The following is a 16,927-nucleotide window of genomic DNA, read 5'->3' as shown; positions in this document are numbered from 1 at the left end:
GTGTCAGACACCTTTTAGTGACTCTATGATTCCATTAGCGAGTCTTGTTGATCCGATGTAGGGACCACCAGACATAACAACGCAACTCCGGCACAGAAAAGTCCCATGAGCGAGCCTATGCCAAGTGTAACCTTGTCCGAAAATAGTGCCACGCAGATCCCGAGACCAATCCCGATGAACCCGAAAAGTGCAGTCGCCCATTCAGCAAAACTTGGAATGGCAAACTGCGTGGAATTGTGCATGAGTTGTAACACATTCGCGGAAATCGCGATACCGACGAGGAACCAGATTGGTGTTTCAAATAAAAACGTAAACGAGCCATTAATACCTGTTACACTAAAACCTAGCACTTTGAACTCATCAATTGGGATCGGAAACCGATTCCCGGCTCCATCTGTAAACTGTGCTCCATAGATTGTCATCCAGCTCAGGGGGATCGAGATCAGGCCGGCGAGAATGGCAAACAGGGCTGCGGTATTCTTAAGCGGCTGTGCCATTATCTAATTCCTGTTCTCAATTGCTTTACGAATAACAAATACGGTTTTTTAATAGATCCATTCAACGGGAATTCCCACCCAGATTACGATATAACCCAACGCAAGAAAATAGTAAATCGAAACCCCTGCGAAAATTCCCTCCAGAGGATGCTTAAATAACGCGACGAAGGCTGCGATCGGTAAGCCGGCGCTGAACCCGAGTCCAAACGCCCAGACAATCTCTGTGAGTGCGAGATGCAGATGATGCGCACTGAGATAGAGGTGCCACGTTACCGCTGCCATCATGCCGGCAGAGAAAATTAGCAGTGGTTTCGCATAATTTATTGGCTGTCTGGACATTTTATTAAAATGAAGATTCGCAAATTATGAGCGGTACGGCGCCAGCCGCCGTTTTTGAGTTAGGGTTGCTGTTTTAAAAACGGTGGCTGGCGCCATTCCGCTCATGATTCGGGACCAAGAATAGAGCAGGCGGATGAATTTTCACAGATCCCGCCCTTTTCTGTCTTGTGCTTCGTCGATGTAAAGAATCACTCGTTCCAGATTGTCCTCTACATCGTCTATGAATTCAATATCGCCGCCCCGTGTCCAGATTTTGTTATTGATCAACGGGTTGGCACCTTCTCGCAAAACACGGGTGGCATATGCTTTGAATTGATCGCGAACTTTCTTCGGTGGTGCATTCGCTGTGACAACAATATGGACATGATTCGAGCGAACACTGATTGCATGGATCAGCCAGCCTCGAATTTGTGCGTGTTGATGACAAACCTGTTCCACTTTATTACGCTGGTTTTCATTCAACTGAACGGACTGTTCCTTCATTTGGTTTTGACACCATTTTTCAAGAAACGGTTGCGGCAATTGATTGCCTTTGTTTGTCTTTCGCCATCCACGCCGATCTCCCTGAAGCCATGTTCCATAGGTGGTCCATGTGATGAAATACGTGAATGGTTCATTCATGACTTCACAGTCTCCATAGTAAACGTTACTACTGTGAGCGGCACGGCGCCAGCCGCCGTTTTTGAGTTAGGGTTGCTGTTTCAAAAACGGTGGCTGGCGCCATTCCGCTCACTTGGTGTTTAGCAAAACTAAGGATCACCCCATGCGCAGTTCACCAAAGGCACTTTGCATTGCGTGCTGCAGCATCAGACCATCGTTGGCGTAGACAACCAGTCGGGCGCCTTGGCGGATCGTGCGGACTGCCTGCTTGGTGGTTCCGAACCAGCAACCGGCGGCGACATGCTGCTGATTGGCGATGTCGATCACTTTCTGAATCGTGGCGATGAGATCGGGATTATCATATTCGCCGGGGATGCCCATGTTGGTCGTTAAGTCGCCGGGCCCGACGAAGACCGCGTGCACGCCGGGAATCGAACAGATCTTCTCCAGGTTCTCCACGCCGGGCACCGATTCGATCATCGGGATGAACAGCGTATTCTCGTTCTTTTTTTCAATGTAGTCTGCTGTTTTTTTGTTGACAAATTTGCCGGTCTTGAGAACCTTGTCGAGCACAATGCCTTTCAGCGGACGATAGACGGCGGCCGCTGCCAGTTGTTGCGCCTGTTCGTATTCTTCGACATACGGCACCACTACGCCGTCAAATGTATCACAGACACGGGCGACATCGGCGGGATCACGACTGTGCGTGCGAGCCAGACAGACAATGCCTTTGGAATTCAACGCATACCGCAGCGGCAGGAACTCGGCAAGATCGAGTGTGGTGTGTTCGGGCGTGACGATCACAAAGTCGAGGGAGTTTTTCGGAATCGACTCCACCATCGCCGGCACAACGGAATGCTGAAACAGCGAGCCATACACGGTCTCGCCTTTGATCAGCTTGTCTTTCAACTTCTTCACCAGCATAGCTACCTCGCCTCATCAACAGGGAATAGGAAGGAATTCGCAAAAGACGCTCACTCCATCATGCCGGTTGGGGATGTAAAGAAAAAGGGGTAGAAGCTCAAAATAATCTCATCCTTCATTAAGGGCACTGTAGAGGGCGTCAAACGCTGCAGGCAACTCGGTGAGCGGCTGCAGTTCTTCCGATTCGGGATCCTCGGGCAACGGTTGAAAATCGATATAGCGCAGATTCAACGTGACGTCCAACTCGCCCAGTGTCATATCTAACAGGATAAAGCCCGCGCCCATCATTTCCTCCCGATTGTCTTCTGTGAGATCGGGGGCAAACAGAATCAGATCAATGGCGCCGTCTTCGGTCTGGAGCCAGAAATAAAAATCGTTCGCGCTCAGTTGCGTGTCTCCAAACTGTAAACCGAACTGAGCCACGTCGAGTCTCGGACGAAACGGGGTAAATGTCCAGCCAGGAATTTCGGGGGCATTTTCGGTCAGCGCCAGCACCGCGGGAAACAAATCCTTGATCCCATCAGCACTGATGACCAGATCACGGACCTCTGCTGCATTCACCACGGAGAGTTCGAAGGTCAGTCCGTCATCGACTTCGTAAAGCCGATCACCCAGTTCCTCCATCAGCTCTGCCTGATAATCCTCAAAACTGTTCAACCGGTTGAGATTGGTTTCAAACCACTGCCAGAACGAGATCACCTCTGACATGAGTTCGGGATTCGAGTTCATACCGCTACCCTTTCAATGAGAATTGTGTCGAGAGTGCCTGCGAACTGAACGCTTAATCATGCCCTGCCCGAATTCAGAAGTAAAGAAAAACCACTGGAATTAGAATAACAATAGAGATCTTTGAAGAGCAACATGGTTCCCAGGTGTCCGGTTCAACAATCCGTCACCAGTACTCCCCGCGGCAAGTCACTATGAATCATCCATAGGAGACAGTCTTGATGATATGAGGAGAAGCGATATGGATGCGACAGCCTGATCCGACTTCAGGGTGCTGCATCGTATCACAGTTCCAGCATTTGACACCGGAAACGGACCCGTTACAGTATCAGAATTGAGACAGGTCGGAGCGCGCGGGATGTTCTGCGGGTTTGATTTGCTGAAGGCAGCCCGACCATCTTCCCCTCTCCCATCAGGGCTTGTCATGACAGACAACAATCACACGGAAACAGACGCCAATACCCCAGAAAAAATTGCCGACAGTACAACGGCTCCTGCCGTTAGCGAGTTAAAGCCGTTGCGAATCTGGCCGCCGATTCTTTTGCTGATCGGGATGGTAGTAACACGGCTCATGCCGCGGCTGGTGGAGTCGGATTCGGCGCTGCCGATCATGATGGCGGTGTTCGGGCCTCTGGTTTGCGGGGGGCTCATTCTGGTGTGGTGGTTGCTGGCCAGTCGCGCGACGTGGAAGGAAAAGCTGATTGGACTTTTTGTAGTTCTACTGGCAGGAGGAGCGACGCTGGCGTTGATTGACCCGACCATGCAGGGACCCGGGGCAATGCTGATTACCGGGCCGATGGGGTTGGGGTTGTTTGGAATAGTGGCAGTGCTGGTCTCTCGGCTGCGTTCTGTGAAGCGAACTTTTATTATTGTTGCCTGCTCGGTATTGGGCTTTGTCTTTTCGCTTTTGCTTCGTGCCGAGGGGATGTGGGGTGACTTTCAGATGGGACTAGCCTGGCGCTGGACGCCTACCGTCGAAGAGCGACTGCTGGCGCAAGAGGATTTGAAGCCTCCTGCAGATCAGACTGCGCTGACAGGTGCGGCGCTGGAATCATCATTGAATGAACCTGAGTGGCCTGGATTTCGTGGTGCGTTACGTGACGGCATCTTGACGGGAGTGGTCCTCGATGCCGACTGGAATCAGGAAGTGGGTACGCCGCTGTGGAAAATATCCGTCGGGCCCGGCTGGTCTTCATTTGTGGTCGCCGGCCAGTTGCTGTTTACGCAGGAACAACGGGGCGAAGAAGAATTGATCGTCTGCTACGATGCGGAGACCGGAGCAGAACTCTGGCAGCAGGAGATCAAAAGTCGATTTTTTGATGCGCTGGGCGGTCCCGGACCGCGGGCGACTCCCGTGCTGGCGGATGGCGCGTTGTATGTGCTGGGAGCCAACGGGCATGTGCTACGGCTGGATCCGGGGACGGGCAAGATTGTCTGGCAGCAGGATATTCGCAAGGTGGCTGATCGGGAACCGCCGATGTGGGGTTTCAGTTCTTCGCCACTGGTGATAGACGGGTCGGTCATCGTGCATGCCGGCGGAAAAGATGATAAAGGGCTCCTGGCATTTGATACCGAAACGGGAGACTTAAAATGGTCGGCTCCCGCCGGCGACCATTCTTATAGCTCTCCTGCAGTGTTGACTATCGCCGGACAACCCGTGATTGCGATGCTGACGAACAAAGAACTCAATCTGCTGGATCCTGTGGATGGTACGGTTCTGCTGAACTATGATTGTTCCTTTGAGGGGCAGCGTACGTTGCAGCCCCAGTTGGTTGGCGAGAATGAAATTCTGATTGCGACCGGCATGGGCAAAGGAATTCAGAAGATTCGTGTTTCGAACAACGACGGAAAATGGGCGGCAGAGCAAGTCTGGAATGCGCCCCGTTTTAAGCCAGACTTTAATGACTACGTGATCTTTGAAGGGCATGCTTACGGCTTTGACGGCACGATTTTTACCTGCTTCGATCTCAAAGATGGGAAACGCAAGTGGAAGGGAGGCCGCTACGGGAAAGGCCAGGTGCTGCTGGTCAAAGACTCCGGGCATCTTTTGGTAATCAGCGAGCAGGGCGAAGTCGTTTTGCTCAACGCAGATCCATCAGGGCATGAGGAGTTGGCAACTTTTTCTGCCCTGGATGGCAAAACCTGGAACCATCCGGTGCTGACTGGCGACCGATTGTATGTGCGAAATTCCGAGCAGGCGGCCGCGTATCGGCTACCAGTTGTGAAGTAAAAAGCGGATGATTTGAGGAAAAGCTGGGAGGCGTGCCCTAGTCATCCAGAATGCCTACCAGCGCCAGTTCTAACAAATCCCTGCGTGCCAGTCCTGTGCGCAAACTTTGAGGGATCTTTGATTCGCCCCAATACGCGCCCGCCAGTTGTCCGCAGATCGCGCCGGTGGTGTCGGCGTCGTCACCCAGATTGACGGCTTTCAACACTGCTTCCTCAAACGTATCGGCATCGTGAAAGGCCCATAACGATGCTTCCAGGCTTTTGATTACCCAGCCGGCCCCCTCAATTTCAGGCGGCTGCTTCTGACGAAAACTCCCTTCTGCGATTTCCTGAACCAGCGGATGTAAAGGCTTGATTTCGTTGAGCTGCTGCAATGTCTGCCAGTCCGCCGAGAGCACCAGTTCTCGCGGTTCGCCGTGAATCAAAGCTGCCAGCACGCAGGCCAGATACCGGCACGCTGAGAGGCATTGCTCGCTCGGGTGCGTCGGTAAACTCGATTCTTCCGCCAGATTCGAAAACGCAGACAGTTCAGTCGCATAAAGCGGCGCGTATCGTATGGGGACGGGCGCCAGCCGCATGATTGAACCATTGCCGCTGGCAGATTCGGAAGGATCGCCCGACGTAAGTGCATCTTTATTGGCTGAGAAATCTCCCAACGCGCACATGACCGTCATACCAATGTCGAAGCAGCGGCCATTGACGGAATACTTGCCCTGCTTCCACCATTGTACGTAGCGCGCCGCCTGATCATTCAAGTCCCACCCCACCTGAGCAATACTATCTGCCAGAGCGAGTGCCATGCTGGTGTCGTCGGTCCATTCTCCCGCTTCGAGTCCATGCGGCCCGCCGCTCCGATAACCGGTTACCGGTGCAAAACTGCCCGGGGCATCGAACTCGACGGCAGCCCCCAGCGCATCTCCTACGGCCAGTCCGATCAAAGTGCCTCGACTTCGGTCTATCATTGGGTTGTCCTCTTTTTCTGTTCTCAGTTTACAGGTTTGATTCTAATCAACTGAAGCAAGAGTGTGTATCCATATTATGCAGTAAGAACAACGACCCGGGCATCGACGTTGAGCACCTGAGTTCCGTTCTCAAACTGAATGAAAGGCTCGTCCCAATGGGAATGGCCGCGAACTACCAGAGAAACCGGACTCTCTATCAACAAATCACGCACACGAGGTGAGCCTTGCTGGCCTGGCTGTGTGCCTCTCGGGCCATCGTGCATCAGCAACACATCAGGGGATTCTTCCAGCAGTAGCTCGAGTGCGAACAGATAGTCCTCTTCACTGCGCCTTTGATGCCGTTCGGGGTTTCCGATGATACCTCCCAGGCCACCCAACCGGAGACCATCCAACTCAACCGTCTCCCCATCCAGATAATACAAGTGACGGGAAAAGCGGGGTGGTGCGTCTTTGCTTTCGCCGAACATGTCATGATTGCCGGCGACACCTGCCACCCAGGCAAATTCATCACCAAAGGCCCGCCAGACCGAGCTCACATCGCCTGTTCCCCCGCGTTTATTGAGTGAGGGGACGGTATAGAAATCGCCGGCGAGCAAGGCAGCAACGCGAGAGGGGTCTGTGATCTCCAGTTCCGGAAAGACCTCTTCCACCAGACGTTGCGGCACCACTTCACCCAGCAGCCGCAACGGTCCTCCCTGCGATTCTTGAAACCGTTCGCGTCCCTGGAGATCGGCGGTGACAACCATCGCATCCAAGCCTTGCGGCAGTTGATGCACACGCGCATGATGAATCGGCAGCCGTTCCTCGTAAAAAGAACCGCCGCGACTTCCGGCATTCAAATAGCGGAACTCTGTCAGTGGTAATGGTGGAAAGTCGATGATTTTCATAACAGGCAGACAAAGCTCGTCTCAGGCAGGTTCAACTAAATCAACGATCAAACCACCTTCAGCAGGCTATTGGACAGGAACTCGGCCTGGCATTTGAAACCGATTATTCATCGGTAGCGCGCTGCAAATTCGAAATAAAATGATCCTTCCTGCTGATGAATACGTTATTAGTAGATCGCTACTGACTCGATCACAAGTTTAAGGAACGATCATGCGGATCAACTGCCATATGTGCTCCCTAAGCAGACTTCTGGTTTTGCTCGCCTTGTTGCTGGTTTCATTCGGATGCGGTCAGAAAAGCGATCCTGAACCCCTTGACGCGGCAATGGAACTGCAGGCAGCAGGTAAAACTGACGCAGCGATTCACTTGCTCGCAGCGGAAGATATTGAGAAGAACTTTCAGGCGTCGTCTCTCAGAACGCTTAAAATGAGTGAGAAACAATTTCTGGCGCTGACCAGTTGGAGACAAAAGCAATCGCAAGAGGAATTATTTCAGATGGTGCCTTTAATCAAACGGGCTGTCTATTTTCAAATTGAACAGATGCAGGCGGCAGAAGCAGCTGACCAGTCTGCTGAAGCGAAACGACTGCGGGAGCAAATAGAACGACTGATTCGCAACCTGCAGGATAAGAACAGAGTTTTGATCTATCAGCAACTGGGAGGCGGCATTGATAAGAAGCTGAAACAGGTCACGTCAAAGAAACAGGCAAGCGAAGCAGAATCAACGGCTCCCGACTAACGTCGCTGGTACCAGAGGAATGAGCCGAGCAACACGACGAGAATCGTGGCCGCGATTCCTGAAATGGTCCAGACGGTCCAGATCGTTTTCACTTCCGGCAGCGGTGCGGCCGAGTGCAACATTTCGTTGGCACTCATTGTGAGCTTTGTCAACAACACTTTAACCGGCTGTTGATCGCCGCCCGTGTCTGCCATGATCTCGACCCGCTTCAATGGCTCCGGGCCGAATCGGACCTGTCTGAGTTCTGTGAACTCTAGCGCAGCTCCTTCTTTCACCAGGAAAGTCAGCGTTGCATTTTTACGAACCAGTTTCAGTTCACCAGAAGAATCCTCCGCCGGAACGCGTTCGACAAGTGGCGTCCAGGAGTCCTTTTTTTTGACCCACATCGCTGTGGACAGTTTTTGCTCTCCGTCTGCTTTCATTGATCGCGAAAAGTTGGCCCGCTCATTATCAGTTTTGAACAACTTGATCATCAGGCCCGTGCCATACCCTTTTTTGGGACACGCGATCTGCCGCAGTTTATAGCCCACGGTAATTTCAAAGTCGCCCTTCACGGCAAAACGCGTTGCATAGCCAACTTGCGTTTTTTTCGATTTCTCGTGAGGTGCGGTCAGCATCACGCCTTCCTCAGACTGCGCACCAGGATGACCGGTCTTTGTACCGATGGCTCTAAAAACCAAGGGTTCCCACTCGGCGGTGGCGAAATCATAGGTGAATTCTTCAGCCCCCGCGCGGCCGGAAATCAGCAGGATTCCCAACAGTAACAAACTTCGAATTGATATACTTTGAATGAACGTCATGCTGCTTACCGTTAAATTGTTTTCGAAAAAAATACTCAGACAGGATCCTTGATACAAAATCAAGGAAGACCTGTCGATGAACCTCGGAGATCGCTTTAAAACTCGCCCACCGTTTCTCCGTCGGCTTTATCCCCTAATCGCCTCCAGGTTTCGATGTCGATGGAATCTGAAACAAAGCGTACCGCGCCGTCACAAAGCAAGACTTGAACGCCTCCGTGGTGAAAACTTCGAGCTGCTGCTAACAGAACCTGGGGCTGACCGGAAGATCCATCTTTGAAACTGCTGCACTCGCGCGCGTCGCTATTGGGTTTCAACCAGGTATTGTATCCCCAGTCTCGCACGCCGGCAGCTCTGGCCCACGCTTGGCCACGTGCATCATTGAACGGCGTCGGCAGACCCGGACAGGCAGGGGGATCCCCGGCCGGTGTTTCCTTAAAAATGGTATGTGAAAATACTTCGGAAGCCGCCATCGTGTTGGAAGCACCATCACTGATTTCACTGATGGCTGTCCCGCGGTTCAAAGCAAACGCGCCACGACGCTCGTTAAAATCGAGACTGCGACCGAGACAGACAATGAAACTTGTTCGTGCCAGATCCGGTCGATTCTGACTGCGAACGATCGCATCAGAAGGGCAACGATAGCTGGGCATCTCCTGCATTGCCAGAATATAATTGTCCGCGCAGAGTGTATCACTGAAACCGCCCGTGGCAGTGCAGCTCCAATCGTACTGATTATAAGCGGGTCCCTGATCCATCATCGGCAGCAGCCGGACCAGCCAGCTTCCCATGTTGGCTTTGTAGTTAGACTGAGAACCGTAACAGGTGGGCGGCGGAAACATCCGGTGCAGCTCGTGATAGTTATGTAAGGCGACCCCGATCTGATGCAATTTATTCTGGCAGTCTGTTTTCCGCATCGATTCCCGCGCCTGTTGTACCGCAGGCACCAACAGCGCAATCAGCAGCGCCAAAATGGCGATGACCACCAGTAATTCAATCAAAGAGAACCCGCGGCGATCAATTCGCCGACTCAAACCCTGTCCCATTTAAAAACCCCTTAATTGTTCATACGTACCGTTTCAGGTTTCCAAATTAAGCGACATCTCAACAACTGTCAACTAAAGCTTGTTGATAATAAGAGATATCAGCCGATTGTGTGTTTGTTTAACGGTCTTTCGCTTTGCTGGAATTATCACTGGAAAAGCTTGTGCATGGAAAACAAAGAACTGGACTGGTGATACAGATCCGCTAAGATCAAAGTCAGAATGATCGAAACATGCTTTTCGGGAAGTTGAGTCAGATGAACCAGTTATCGCAGGAACTGTGAGACAGACTCACGGCAGCCAGCGATACCTCTATCCCGCTTCACGAGTTTATTGAATCGTGGTTATCGCGTCCGTTTTCACTGACTCCCTGGGCCACCTGGACGCTGTTCTCACTAATCCGACACCGTCCGCGACAGGAATTCGTCTCAGAAATTGTTCGGCAACGGTTGGGTGTGGATCAGGAACAGCTCGCTCGAGAGGGATATGGGGCGCACCCCAAAGGAGTGAATTGCGGACCGGTGCCGGGGTTGGAGGAGTGGGATTACGATCTGCATGGGATTGGGTGCTGTGTAACCCACCGTATCAGCGGGGAAGCAATCGATGTCGATTTTTTTGATGAGACCGCCGACTGGATTGCGCTCTATTTTTACGACAGTTATTTAAGTTCGCTACGCACTCCCGATCTCTGGGAACAGCCTGTGATTGACTTGCATCCCGGATTCGATACCGTCAAATTCGCGTTGGACGAACTTCTGAATACCACACTGCTGGAGAAACACTTCGAGAAGGAAGCCGTACGTCTGGCTTTCGATGATCGGACGCTTTCAACGCTGATGAACATATTCAAGGAAACTCGATACGAAAAGGACTCTTTGATTCGACTGGCGGCCGTGATCGGCGATGCGACTCTGGTGAAAAAACTACTGAAACCGGAGCAAGTCACCCCATTGATAGAACAAGCCGCCATACAGATCATCGGGCAGCGAGAACAGTTTCTGGCGCAACAGTTTGAGGAGAGCACTAATCAAACACTGGCATTGAAAGGTTTGCAGGATAATCAGAGCCCAGATCTGGATCATTATCTTAAAACGACCTTGAACGGTGATGACTCAGATACGATCTCGACGGCTCTGAAACTGATCGCGGAATTTAAAGACGCTGCCTGGTGTCCGCTCGTCTTTGATCTCATACAGCGTTTTGACCCTGCTTGTGGTCCCAATGAGTTTCCACGACCAGAGATCTGGTCACAAAGTCTGGAGTTCCTGCTTCGTCACAATTATCAGTTTTCGGAAACGTCGGAATGCCTTCGTGAGGTCCATCAATATTGTCTCGGTGAAGCAACACTGCTTGCATTGGAATTTAAGCCTGAGTATGCCCTCACTCATTTCCGCAGAGCACTAAGGTCAGAGATACCTAACAATCGAGAAATTGCTGCTGCCGTCTTAGCGCTCCTGGATCAGCCCTGGAGTCGCCAGGAACTGCTAGTCGCTTTGGCTGAATCTGAAAAACAGGAACCCACACAGGAAATCCGGGCAGCCATCCTGGAGACTCACTGTAGCAGCGCACATCAGGTGGTGCTGAATTGGGAAGAACGAAATCTTCATGAAAAAGAAACCGGTGATTGGATCACCTTTGCTGAGTTTCATACTCGTAGTATCCCCCATTTTTTACAATGGCAGATGGAAGAGCGGCACGACCGGGTGCTATCGCTACGCTCGGTCATTCTTCCTGAACCAGAAGCGAATTGAGCCTATCCGGAGTACATCAAGATGCTCGTCCTCTCCCGCAGTCCCCGACAATCGATTATGATCGACGATCTGGAAATCACCGTAGACTGGGTTCGCTTCAACAAAGTCCAACTCCTCGTCAGCGATCCCGAAACAGAGACTCCGGCGGAACACATTTTGTACCTTAACGAGAAGGTGGAGCCAGCAGTCGGGATCTCGATCATCATAATTCAGATCACTGTCGAGAAAATTCGACTTGGCATCGAGTCACCGCCCGGGACACAAGTTACGCGCAGTGAATTGAGCTGATGTGGTTCCAGACAGCATGTCGGAATCACAGTAACTGACAGTGGTCAACTCGCAAGTTCGAGCCGGAACCAGGGATCATTCTCTCTGCTTTACGAATCCTGGCAACCGTCTTGATGGATCGCACCTGCCGGCTTTGAATTAATTGATTCCAGCAAACATACTATTTTTCCTGATTTCATTCGCTCTGTAATATGCTTTGTGATCAAATGTGACTATATGCATACTTTGATCTCTCGTCATATGTTCGTCCAGAAAGTCAAGAGGCAACCATGGAAACACCCGAATTTCTGCGACCGTTCCAGTTTGATCTACCGCTGTTTGCTAACAAGTGCGGGCCGGCAAGCCCGTGGAATCAGAAGGTTGGCACAAATAAGCCCGATGACGTCAGCGAACGTCAAGCGCGGGTGACCTATGGTATTTTCAAGGAGTTCAGTGAAACCAGACTCGCTGAAGATCGAAATGCACTGCAGACAATGATCGAGAATGGCGAGCAGGGAACTACTGCGTTTGAAAATTTGCAATTCAGCATCACACAACAGGAAGAAAAGTTTGCAAACGAAGGAGGCGGAAAACATCAGTTTCCCTTCATCAATTACGATGAGTTCTCCTTTCCAATTTTTCGCGTTAAACGTGACGCTGTTGGGAACGTCATCCTTGGTGAAATACCTCTTCAGCCTTATAACATTGATTCGTTTTCACCTCCCTGGTTTCCGCGAACAGGCAATCAACACAGTGGGTTTAAAGCGCTGGATGTCCCCTTGCCAGACGGCCCCTTCCGTCCTGCTGGTCCGCAGAATCAGGATTCCGATGGGACGATTATTCTCTATGATGCTCAGACAAAAACGGAGTATGATTTCTGGCAAGTTACCACACAGCTCGATCGGAATGGATTATCCGCCGGGGGCGGGATCGTGGGAGACACGGTCCTGGCGACAGGCTCTATTGCTGAGTTTGATGCAACAGGCGTTGGCGCGCGTTACCCGGAAATTGAACCGAGTGGCAGCGCGCGTGCCTCAGGGCTTCCCTATTTGGGGGGGCTCATCCTGCCTGAAGATCTGGAGAAAGGTGCTGATTCTAAAATTCAACATGCACTGGTTTTTGCGATGCCTCAACTCCGCTTCTTTCCCGATCGACTCGCGGAACAGTCTCCGAACTGGGTCTATCCCGCGACCCGTACTGAGTCTGGCAGCCCGATTGCCAACCCGGATGCCCTGGCAGCCGGCCAACGCATCAGATTGAAAGAAAAGCTACATGATCATAATGGAGAAACGCATGCGATCGCTGATCTCATCAATGATGAAAGTCTGCCTCCCATAGTCCGCATTTTCCTGGAAACACTTCATTACTACGGCGCCTTTCTCGTCGATGGTGGAGGGGGCTTCGGCTTCGCTGCAGAAGACATTTACACAGCAAATCTATCAGCCGAGTTAGCGCGGGAACTCACGGCTCCAGCAAAACTCGACGAAGACACCACACCCTGGCAGGGCGTCATTGAAACCCTCAATGATTATCTGTTTCAAAAACTGCTGAATGGATCCGGGCTGGCGTTCGCTCTGCTCGATGCACAGCACGGATTTCGTTCTAATTTTGCGGTCGCCGAAGATATCAAGGCGTTCTATTTAGCGAAATGCTGAGGGAATCTCCGAATTCCATCCCGCACCACCTCCCAATCCAGCGGTGATGAACGATACTGGTGTCGTAAATTGACTCATTTGCTCAAATGAGAAGCGTCTAAACCACTGAGATTGATTCCATGTTATTCCTGACGATACTTTGCAGCATCTGCCTGATGGGTTTTGCGGTGCTGTATCTTTTTTGGGGCCAAAAAGTTGCCAACCTGTATCTGGCACAGCGGCTACAAAACAGCGACCCGGCATACACGCCCCGTGCAACCGTAATCTTGCCGCTGCGAGGGAACGACCCTTTTCTCATCGATTGTTTAACGGGCCTGTTGAATCAGGATTATCCGGAATACGCTGTGAAGATTGTCGTCGACCATGTGGACGATCCCGCATTCTCCGTCGTCAATCAATATCTGGTAGAACATCTCCACCCGCACTGTCAGGTTAGCCTTCGAAATCACAGCAGCGGAAAGTGCGGTTTAAAAAATGAAGCGCTGATTCAGGCAGTGAACGAGCTGGACGAAGCAACCGAAGTGTTCGCCTGGCTAGACTCCGACGTGGTCCCACACCGCAGCTGGTTGAGAGACCTGGTCGCGCCCCTCCAAAAGTCCCATATTGGCGTGGCCTCGGGCATTCGCTGGTATGCGCCCCGTGATGCCAATCCGGGAACATTGGTCCGCGCAGTGTGGAATGCCGCCGCCGTGATTCAAATGCTTTCGCTGGAAATTGCCTGGGGCGGATCGATTGCCCTCAGTCGACAGGTTTTTCAAAATCCGCTGCTGGTCAGTTCCTGGTCAAAAATGATGTGGGATGATACCGGCTTAAAAGCAATCAGTTCCAAGATGGATTTAAACATCGGTTTTGCACCGGCTGCGACCATGGTCAACCAGGAATCCATTTCCTTCCGGTCCTGTTTTCATTTTATTGCCCGACAACTGATGAATGTCCGCTTCTATCATCCTCACTGGCGCTGGATCGCCGGCCTGGGAATCGTCGCTTTCAGTTCGAAGTTGATTCTGATGTGCCTGACGCTCGTGTTTCTCATTCAGGGTCACTGGCTCGAAGTCGGAATCATTACTGCAATTCTGATTCTGGCCAGTGGCTGTATCGCCGCTGTGTTGTTCCGAACTGATACACAGGTTCGTCAATTAGTGCAGGCACGGGAAGAGAAATTACAACGTCTTCCCCTGCGAACGACAGGGATACTCTGGTTGACGATTTACGTGTACGGCGCTGCCCTCTTCGCCGCCCTGCGAACGCAGACCATCAACTGGCGTGGCGTGATTTACCAGATCTCTCCGCCACACCAAATTCAGATCACGCACTACGAACCGTATCAACAACCAGATACGTCGAGCCAACAACTGGAAATTGAAAATACTTCGCTTTGAGAAAGTGGTGGCAATTGGTAGCGCAATTGTCGAGAATGAGGAACTACCCAAGTCCCAAACTTTCCGCTACCAAAATTAGTACCAAGTTGGTTGCACTTACCCGTTAATCAACGGCGCGATCAGATTATAAGCGGTTCTGATCGCCAGCAGGATGGAAGAGATCAGGCCGATGAACCCCAGGATTTTCATCCAGGCCGGAATTGCATTTTCGCCTTTCATGTCGGGTCGGGTGGCGAGCCAGAGCATGGCGATCGCCAGCATGGGGATGCCTAATACCGTTAGTGATTGTGCGAAAATGATCAGTCCCATCGGCTTGACGCCCATGGATTTCGTGTAAATGGCAACCCCCATTCCCACCAGTAGTGCAAGTACTGTGAACAGCTTCGGCCACTTTAGATCGATGTAACCGCCCAACCCAAAACCGTCGGCCAGAATCGAACCGCCAATCATCGCATTCACCAGAAACGAACTGAAGGCACCCGCGAAGATTCCCAGCGAGAAGATGATCATCGCCGATTTTCCGAACGCTGGCTCCAGACTCTTCGCCACGTCAGATACGGAACTCAATGTGGTAATATCCGGATTCTGATACAGAACTTTGGCAGCCGTGATCAATACCATCATCGTGATTAGTCCCAGTATGCTGATCCCCAGGGTTGAATCGATCAGTCCCTGCTTCAGATTCGCTCTCGTCCAGCCTTTTTGTCGGACCAGGTACGATTGATAAAAGGCACCTGCCACCGAGAAGGTTGTCGCATAGAGCGCCACGATCGGCGTCATTACTTCTTTCATGCTGGTTGTACTGGAATCCAGATTCGGGATAGAGGGAATGAAACCGGAGATCGCTGCCACCCAGTCTGGCCTAACCTGAAACAAGTTGATGGCAAACGCGACCATCATCACGCCGACCAACAACTTCATCAGTTTTTCAATCAGACCATACAGATGCTTGAATCCGTACAACGCCAAAATGATAAAGGCATTCATTCCCAAGATGATATAAAGGGAGATATTGCTGTCCGCGTCAATGAACGGTTCCACCGCCGCCAGCACGCCCAGGTTGTTACTGAATTGAAAACAGGCGGCGATCAAAAACAGAATGATTCCCGTGGCCGCGGCGATCGGTCGACCGGCCCGCTCCGCCAGTTCATCGCAAATCGTCCCTTTTAGTTGAATCCCCAGCCGTGCCGACAACGCCGTCATCGCAATCATCATGATAACCGCAATCACAAGCACCCAGATCATCTGATACGCATAGGTGTGTCCAATTTTTGACGCAGACAAAATACTGCCCGGCCCCAGCACCACAGACGCGGTAATAATTGCGGGACCGAGACTGCTGAGAATGCGCATAAACGGATTGGAAGGCGGTTGCTGGTCGTTCATTGTTGATACACCGTAATTTCTAAAGAAAAGAAAGTAATGGGCTGCATCTTAACAAAACGGGCCTCGAAATTGAGGCTTCACCGGGAAATTTTATTCAAATCGGTCGTAAATCACGACTTCTTCCAGCGGCAACTGCCCCGCCCGTTCATTGGCCGGGCGAACTGCTTTCCCCACGACGATAAACATCGAAATCAGATAATCTTCGGGCAGGTTGATCAATTCTCCCACCTTTTCGAAATCGAAACCATCCATCGGGCAGGTATCGTAGCCCATCTCTTTCGCGACGAGCATCATAGTTTGCGCCGCCATTCCGCAGGACCGCAACGCTTCGTCCCGCTCGGCTTCTGTATTGTCTTTATAATAGTTCAAAATCATCGGCACGAGTGCCTGCTGCACTGGCTCGGGAGCATGCTGCCAATAGCGGCCCGGATCTTTTTGCCATGACTTCAAGTCCGCACAAATTATCACCAGCAGCGAGGCGTCGGTCACCTGTGCCTGATTCCAGGACGCCTCCCGGATTTTTTGTCGTAACTCGGGATCTTGTACCACCAGGAACCGCCAATGCTGAATATTAAACGCGGTCGGCGAGAGCAACGTATAGGAGAGCAGTTTATTAATTTCATCTTCGGTCATCCGATGTTCGGGATCATATGATTTGACCGAACGTCTTTCTTCAATTGCCTTTAAGGTATCCATTGTCTTTCACTTTTCTTGACTGACACTCGGGAAACGTTCGCTTGAAAACC

General features: G+C 51.6%; 17 protein-coding genes. 6 read left to right on the top strand and 11 right to left on the bottom strand.

Going from position 1 to position 16,927, the window contains the following annotated elements:
• Positions 1-23 precede the first annotated feature (23 nt).
• From AAC022_RS09125 to AAC022_RS09105, 5 genes are all read right to left on the bottom strand, one after another.
• On the bottom strand, positions 24-497 hold the full coding sequence (locus tag AAC022_RS09125) for a hypothetical protein (protein WP_339730280.1): 474 nt from the start codon (positions 495-497) through the stop codon (positions 24-26).
• 48 nt (positions 498-545) lie between these two features.
• Entirely contained in the window at positions 546-836 is a 291-nt protein-coding gene (locus AAC022_RS09120; protein ID WP_339730279.1) for a hypothetical protein, read from the bottom strand.
• A gap of 141 nt (positions 837-977) precedes the next feature.
• Positions 978-1,457, bottom strand: a complete 480-nt coding sequence (locus tag AAC022_RS09115) for a transposase (RefSeq protein ID WP_339730278.1) — start codon at positions 1,455-1,457, stop codon at positions 978-980.
• Positions 1,458-1,592: 135 nt separating this feature from the next.
• Positions 1,593-2,360, bottom strand: coding sequence for an aldolase/citrate lyase family protein (locus AAC022_RS09110; protein WP_339730276.1), 768 nt, complete (start codon positions 2,358-2,360; stop codon positions 1,593-1,595).
• Between the two features lie 108 nt (positions 2,361-2,468).
• Positions 2,469-3,089, bottom strand: coding sequence for a hypothetical protein (locus AAC022_RS09105; RefSeq protein WP_339730275.1), 621 nt, complete (start codon positions 3,087-3,089; stop codon positions 2,469-2,471).
• 421 nt (positions 3,090-3,510) lie between these two features.
• Between AAC022_RS09105 and AAC022_RS09100 the strand changes: the two genes are divergently transcribed.
• The gene (locus tag AAC022_RS09100; protein ID WP_339730273.1) at positions 3,511-5,316 is read left to right on the top strand and encodes a PQQ-binding-like beta-propeller repeat protein; all 1,806 of its coding nucleotides are present in this window, start codon (positions 3,511-3,513) and stop codon (positions 5,314-5,316) included.
• 37 nt (positions 5,317-5,353) lie between these two features.
• On the opposite strand, the gene AAC022_RS09095 is transcribed toward AAC022_RS09100, so the two are convergent.
• Both AAC022_RS09095 and AAC022_RS09090 read right to left on the bottom strand, forming a co-directional pair.
• Positions 5,354-6,277: an ADP-ribosylglycohydrolase family protein gene (locus tag AAC022_RS09095; protein ID WP_339730272.1), complete on the bottom strand. Its 924-nt coding sequence runs from the start codon at positions 6,275-6,277 to the stop codon at positions 5,354-5,356.
• A 74-nt stretch (positions 6,278-6,351) separates the two neighbouring features.
• Positions 6,352-7,164: a metallophosphoesterase family protein gene (locus AAC022_RS09090; protein WP_339730271.1), complete on the bottom strand. Its 813-nt coding sequence runs from the start codon at positions 7,162-7,164 to the stop codon at positions 6,352-6,354.
• A gap of 211 nt (positions 7,165-7,375) precedes the next feature.
• On the opposite strand from AAC022_RS09090, the gene AAC022_RS09085 reads away from it, so the two are divergent.
• Entirely contained in the window at positions 7,376-7,903 is a 528-nt protein-coding gene (locus AAC022_RS09085; protein WP_339730269.1) for a hypothetical protein, read from the top strand.
• On the opposite strand, the gene AAC022_RS09080 is transcribed toward AAC022_RS09085, so the two are convergent.
• Together AAC022_RS09080 and AAC022_RS09075 are read right to left on the bottom strand one after the other, a co-directional pair.
• Positions 7,900-8,703, bottom strand: a complete 804-nt coding sequence (locus AAC022_RS09080) for a DUF1583 domain-containing protein (protein ID WP_339730268.1) — start codon at positions 8,701-8,703, stop codon at positions 7,900-7,902. The genes AAC022_RS09085 and AAC022_RS09080 overlap by 4 nt on opposite strands.
• Positions 8,704-8,798: 95 nt before the next feature.
• Positions 8,799-9,746, bottom strand: a complete 948-nt coding sequence (locus AAC022_RS09075; protein ID WP_339730267.1) for a DUF1559 domain-containing protein — start codon at positions 9,744-9,746, stop codon at positions 8,799-8,801.
• A 452-nt stretch (positions 9,747-10,198) separates the two neighbouring features.
• On the opposite strand from AAC022_RS09075, the gene AAC022_RS09070 reads away from it, so the two are divergent.
• The 4 genes from AAC022_RS09070 to AAC022_RS09055 all read left to right on the top strand — a co-directional run bounded on the left by AAC022_RS09070 (position 10,199) and on the right by AAC022_RS09055 (position 14,795).
• Complete coding sequence (locus AAC022_RS09070) at positions 10,199-11,494, top strand: hypothetical protein (RefSeq protein ID WP_339730266.1); 1,296 nt, start codon at positions 10,199-10,201, stop codon at positions 11,492-11,494.
• A 21-nt stretch (positions 11,495-11,515) separates the two neighbouring features.
• A complete protein-coding gene (locus AAC022_RS09065) occupies positions 11,516-11,782 on the top strand; it encodes a carbon storage regulator (RefSeq protein WP_339730264.1) in 267 nt (88 codons plus the stop codon).
• Positions 11,783-12,051: 269 nt separating this feature from the next.
• The gene (locus AAC022_RS09060; RefSeq protein ID WP_339730263.1) at positions 12,052-13,416 is read left to right on the top strand and encodes a hypothetical protein; all 1,365 of its coding nucleotides are present in this window, start codon (positions 12,052-12,054) and stop codon (positions 13,414-13,416) included.
• Positions 13,417-13,583: 167 nt separating this feature from the next.
• The gene (locus tag AAC022_RS09055) at positions 13,584-14,795 is read left to right on the top strand and encodes a glycosyltransferase family 2 protein (RefSeq protein WP_339730262.1); all 1,212 of its coding nucleotides are present in this window, start codon (positions 13,584-13,586) and stop codon (positions 14,793-14,795) included.
• Between the two features lie 96 nt (positions 14,796-14,891).
• On the opposite strand, the gene AAC022_RS09050 is transcribed toward AAC022_RS09055, so the two are convergent.
• Positions 14,892-16,181, bottom strand: coding sequence for an Nramp family divalent metal transporter (locus tag AAC022_RS09050; protein ID WP_339730261.1), 1,290 nt, complete (start codon positions 16,179-16,181; stop codon positions 14,892-14,894).
• 90 nt (positions 16,182-16,271) lie between these two features.
• Positions 16,272-16,877, bottom strand: a complete 606-nt coding sequence (locus AAC022_RS09045; protein WP_339730260.1) for a nitroreductase family protein — start codon at positions 16,875-16,877, stop codon at positions 16,272-16,274.
• Positions 16,878-16,927 lie beyond the last annotated feature (50 nt).

The sequence above is a fragment of the uncultured Gimesia sp. genome (assembly GCF_963976445.1).
Taxonomy (GTDB): Bacteria; Planctomycetota; Planctomycetia; order Planctomycetales; family Planctomycetaceae; genus Gimesia.
The sequence above is the reverse complement of the archived record's forward strand: the minus strand, read 5'-3'. Positions and strand labels throughout refer to the sequence as shown.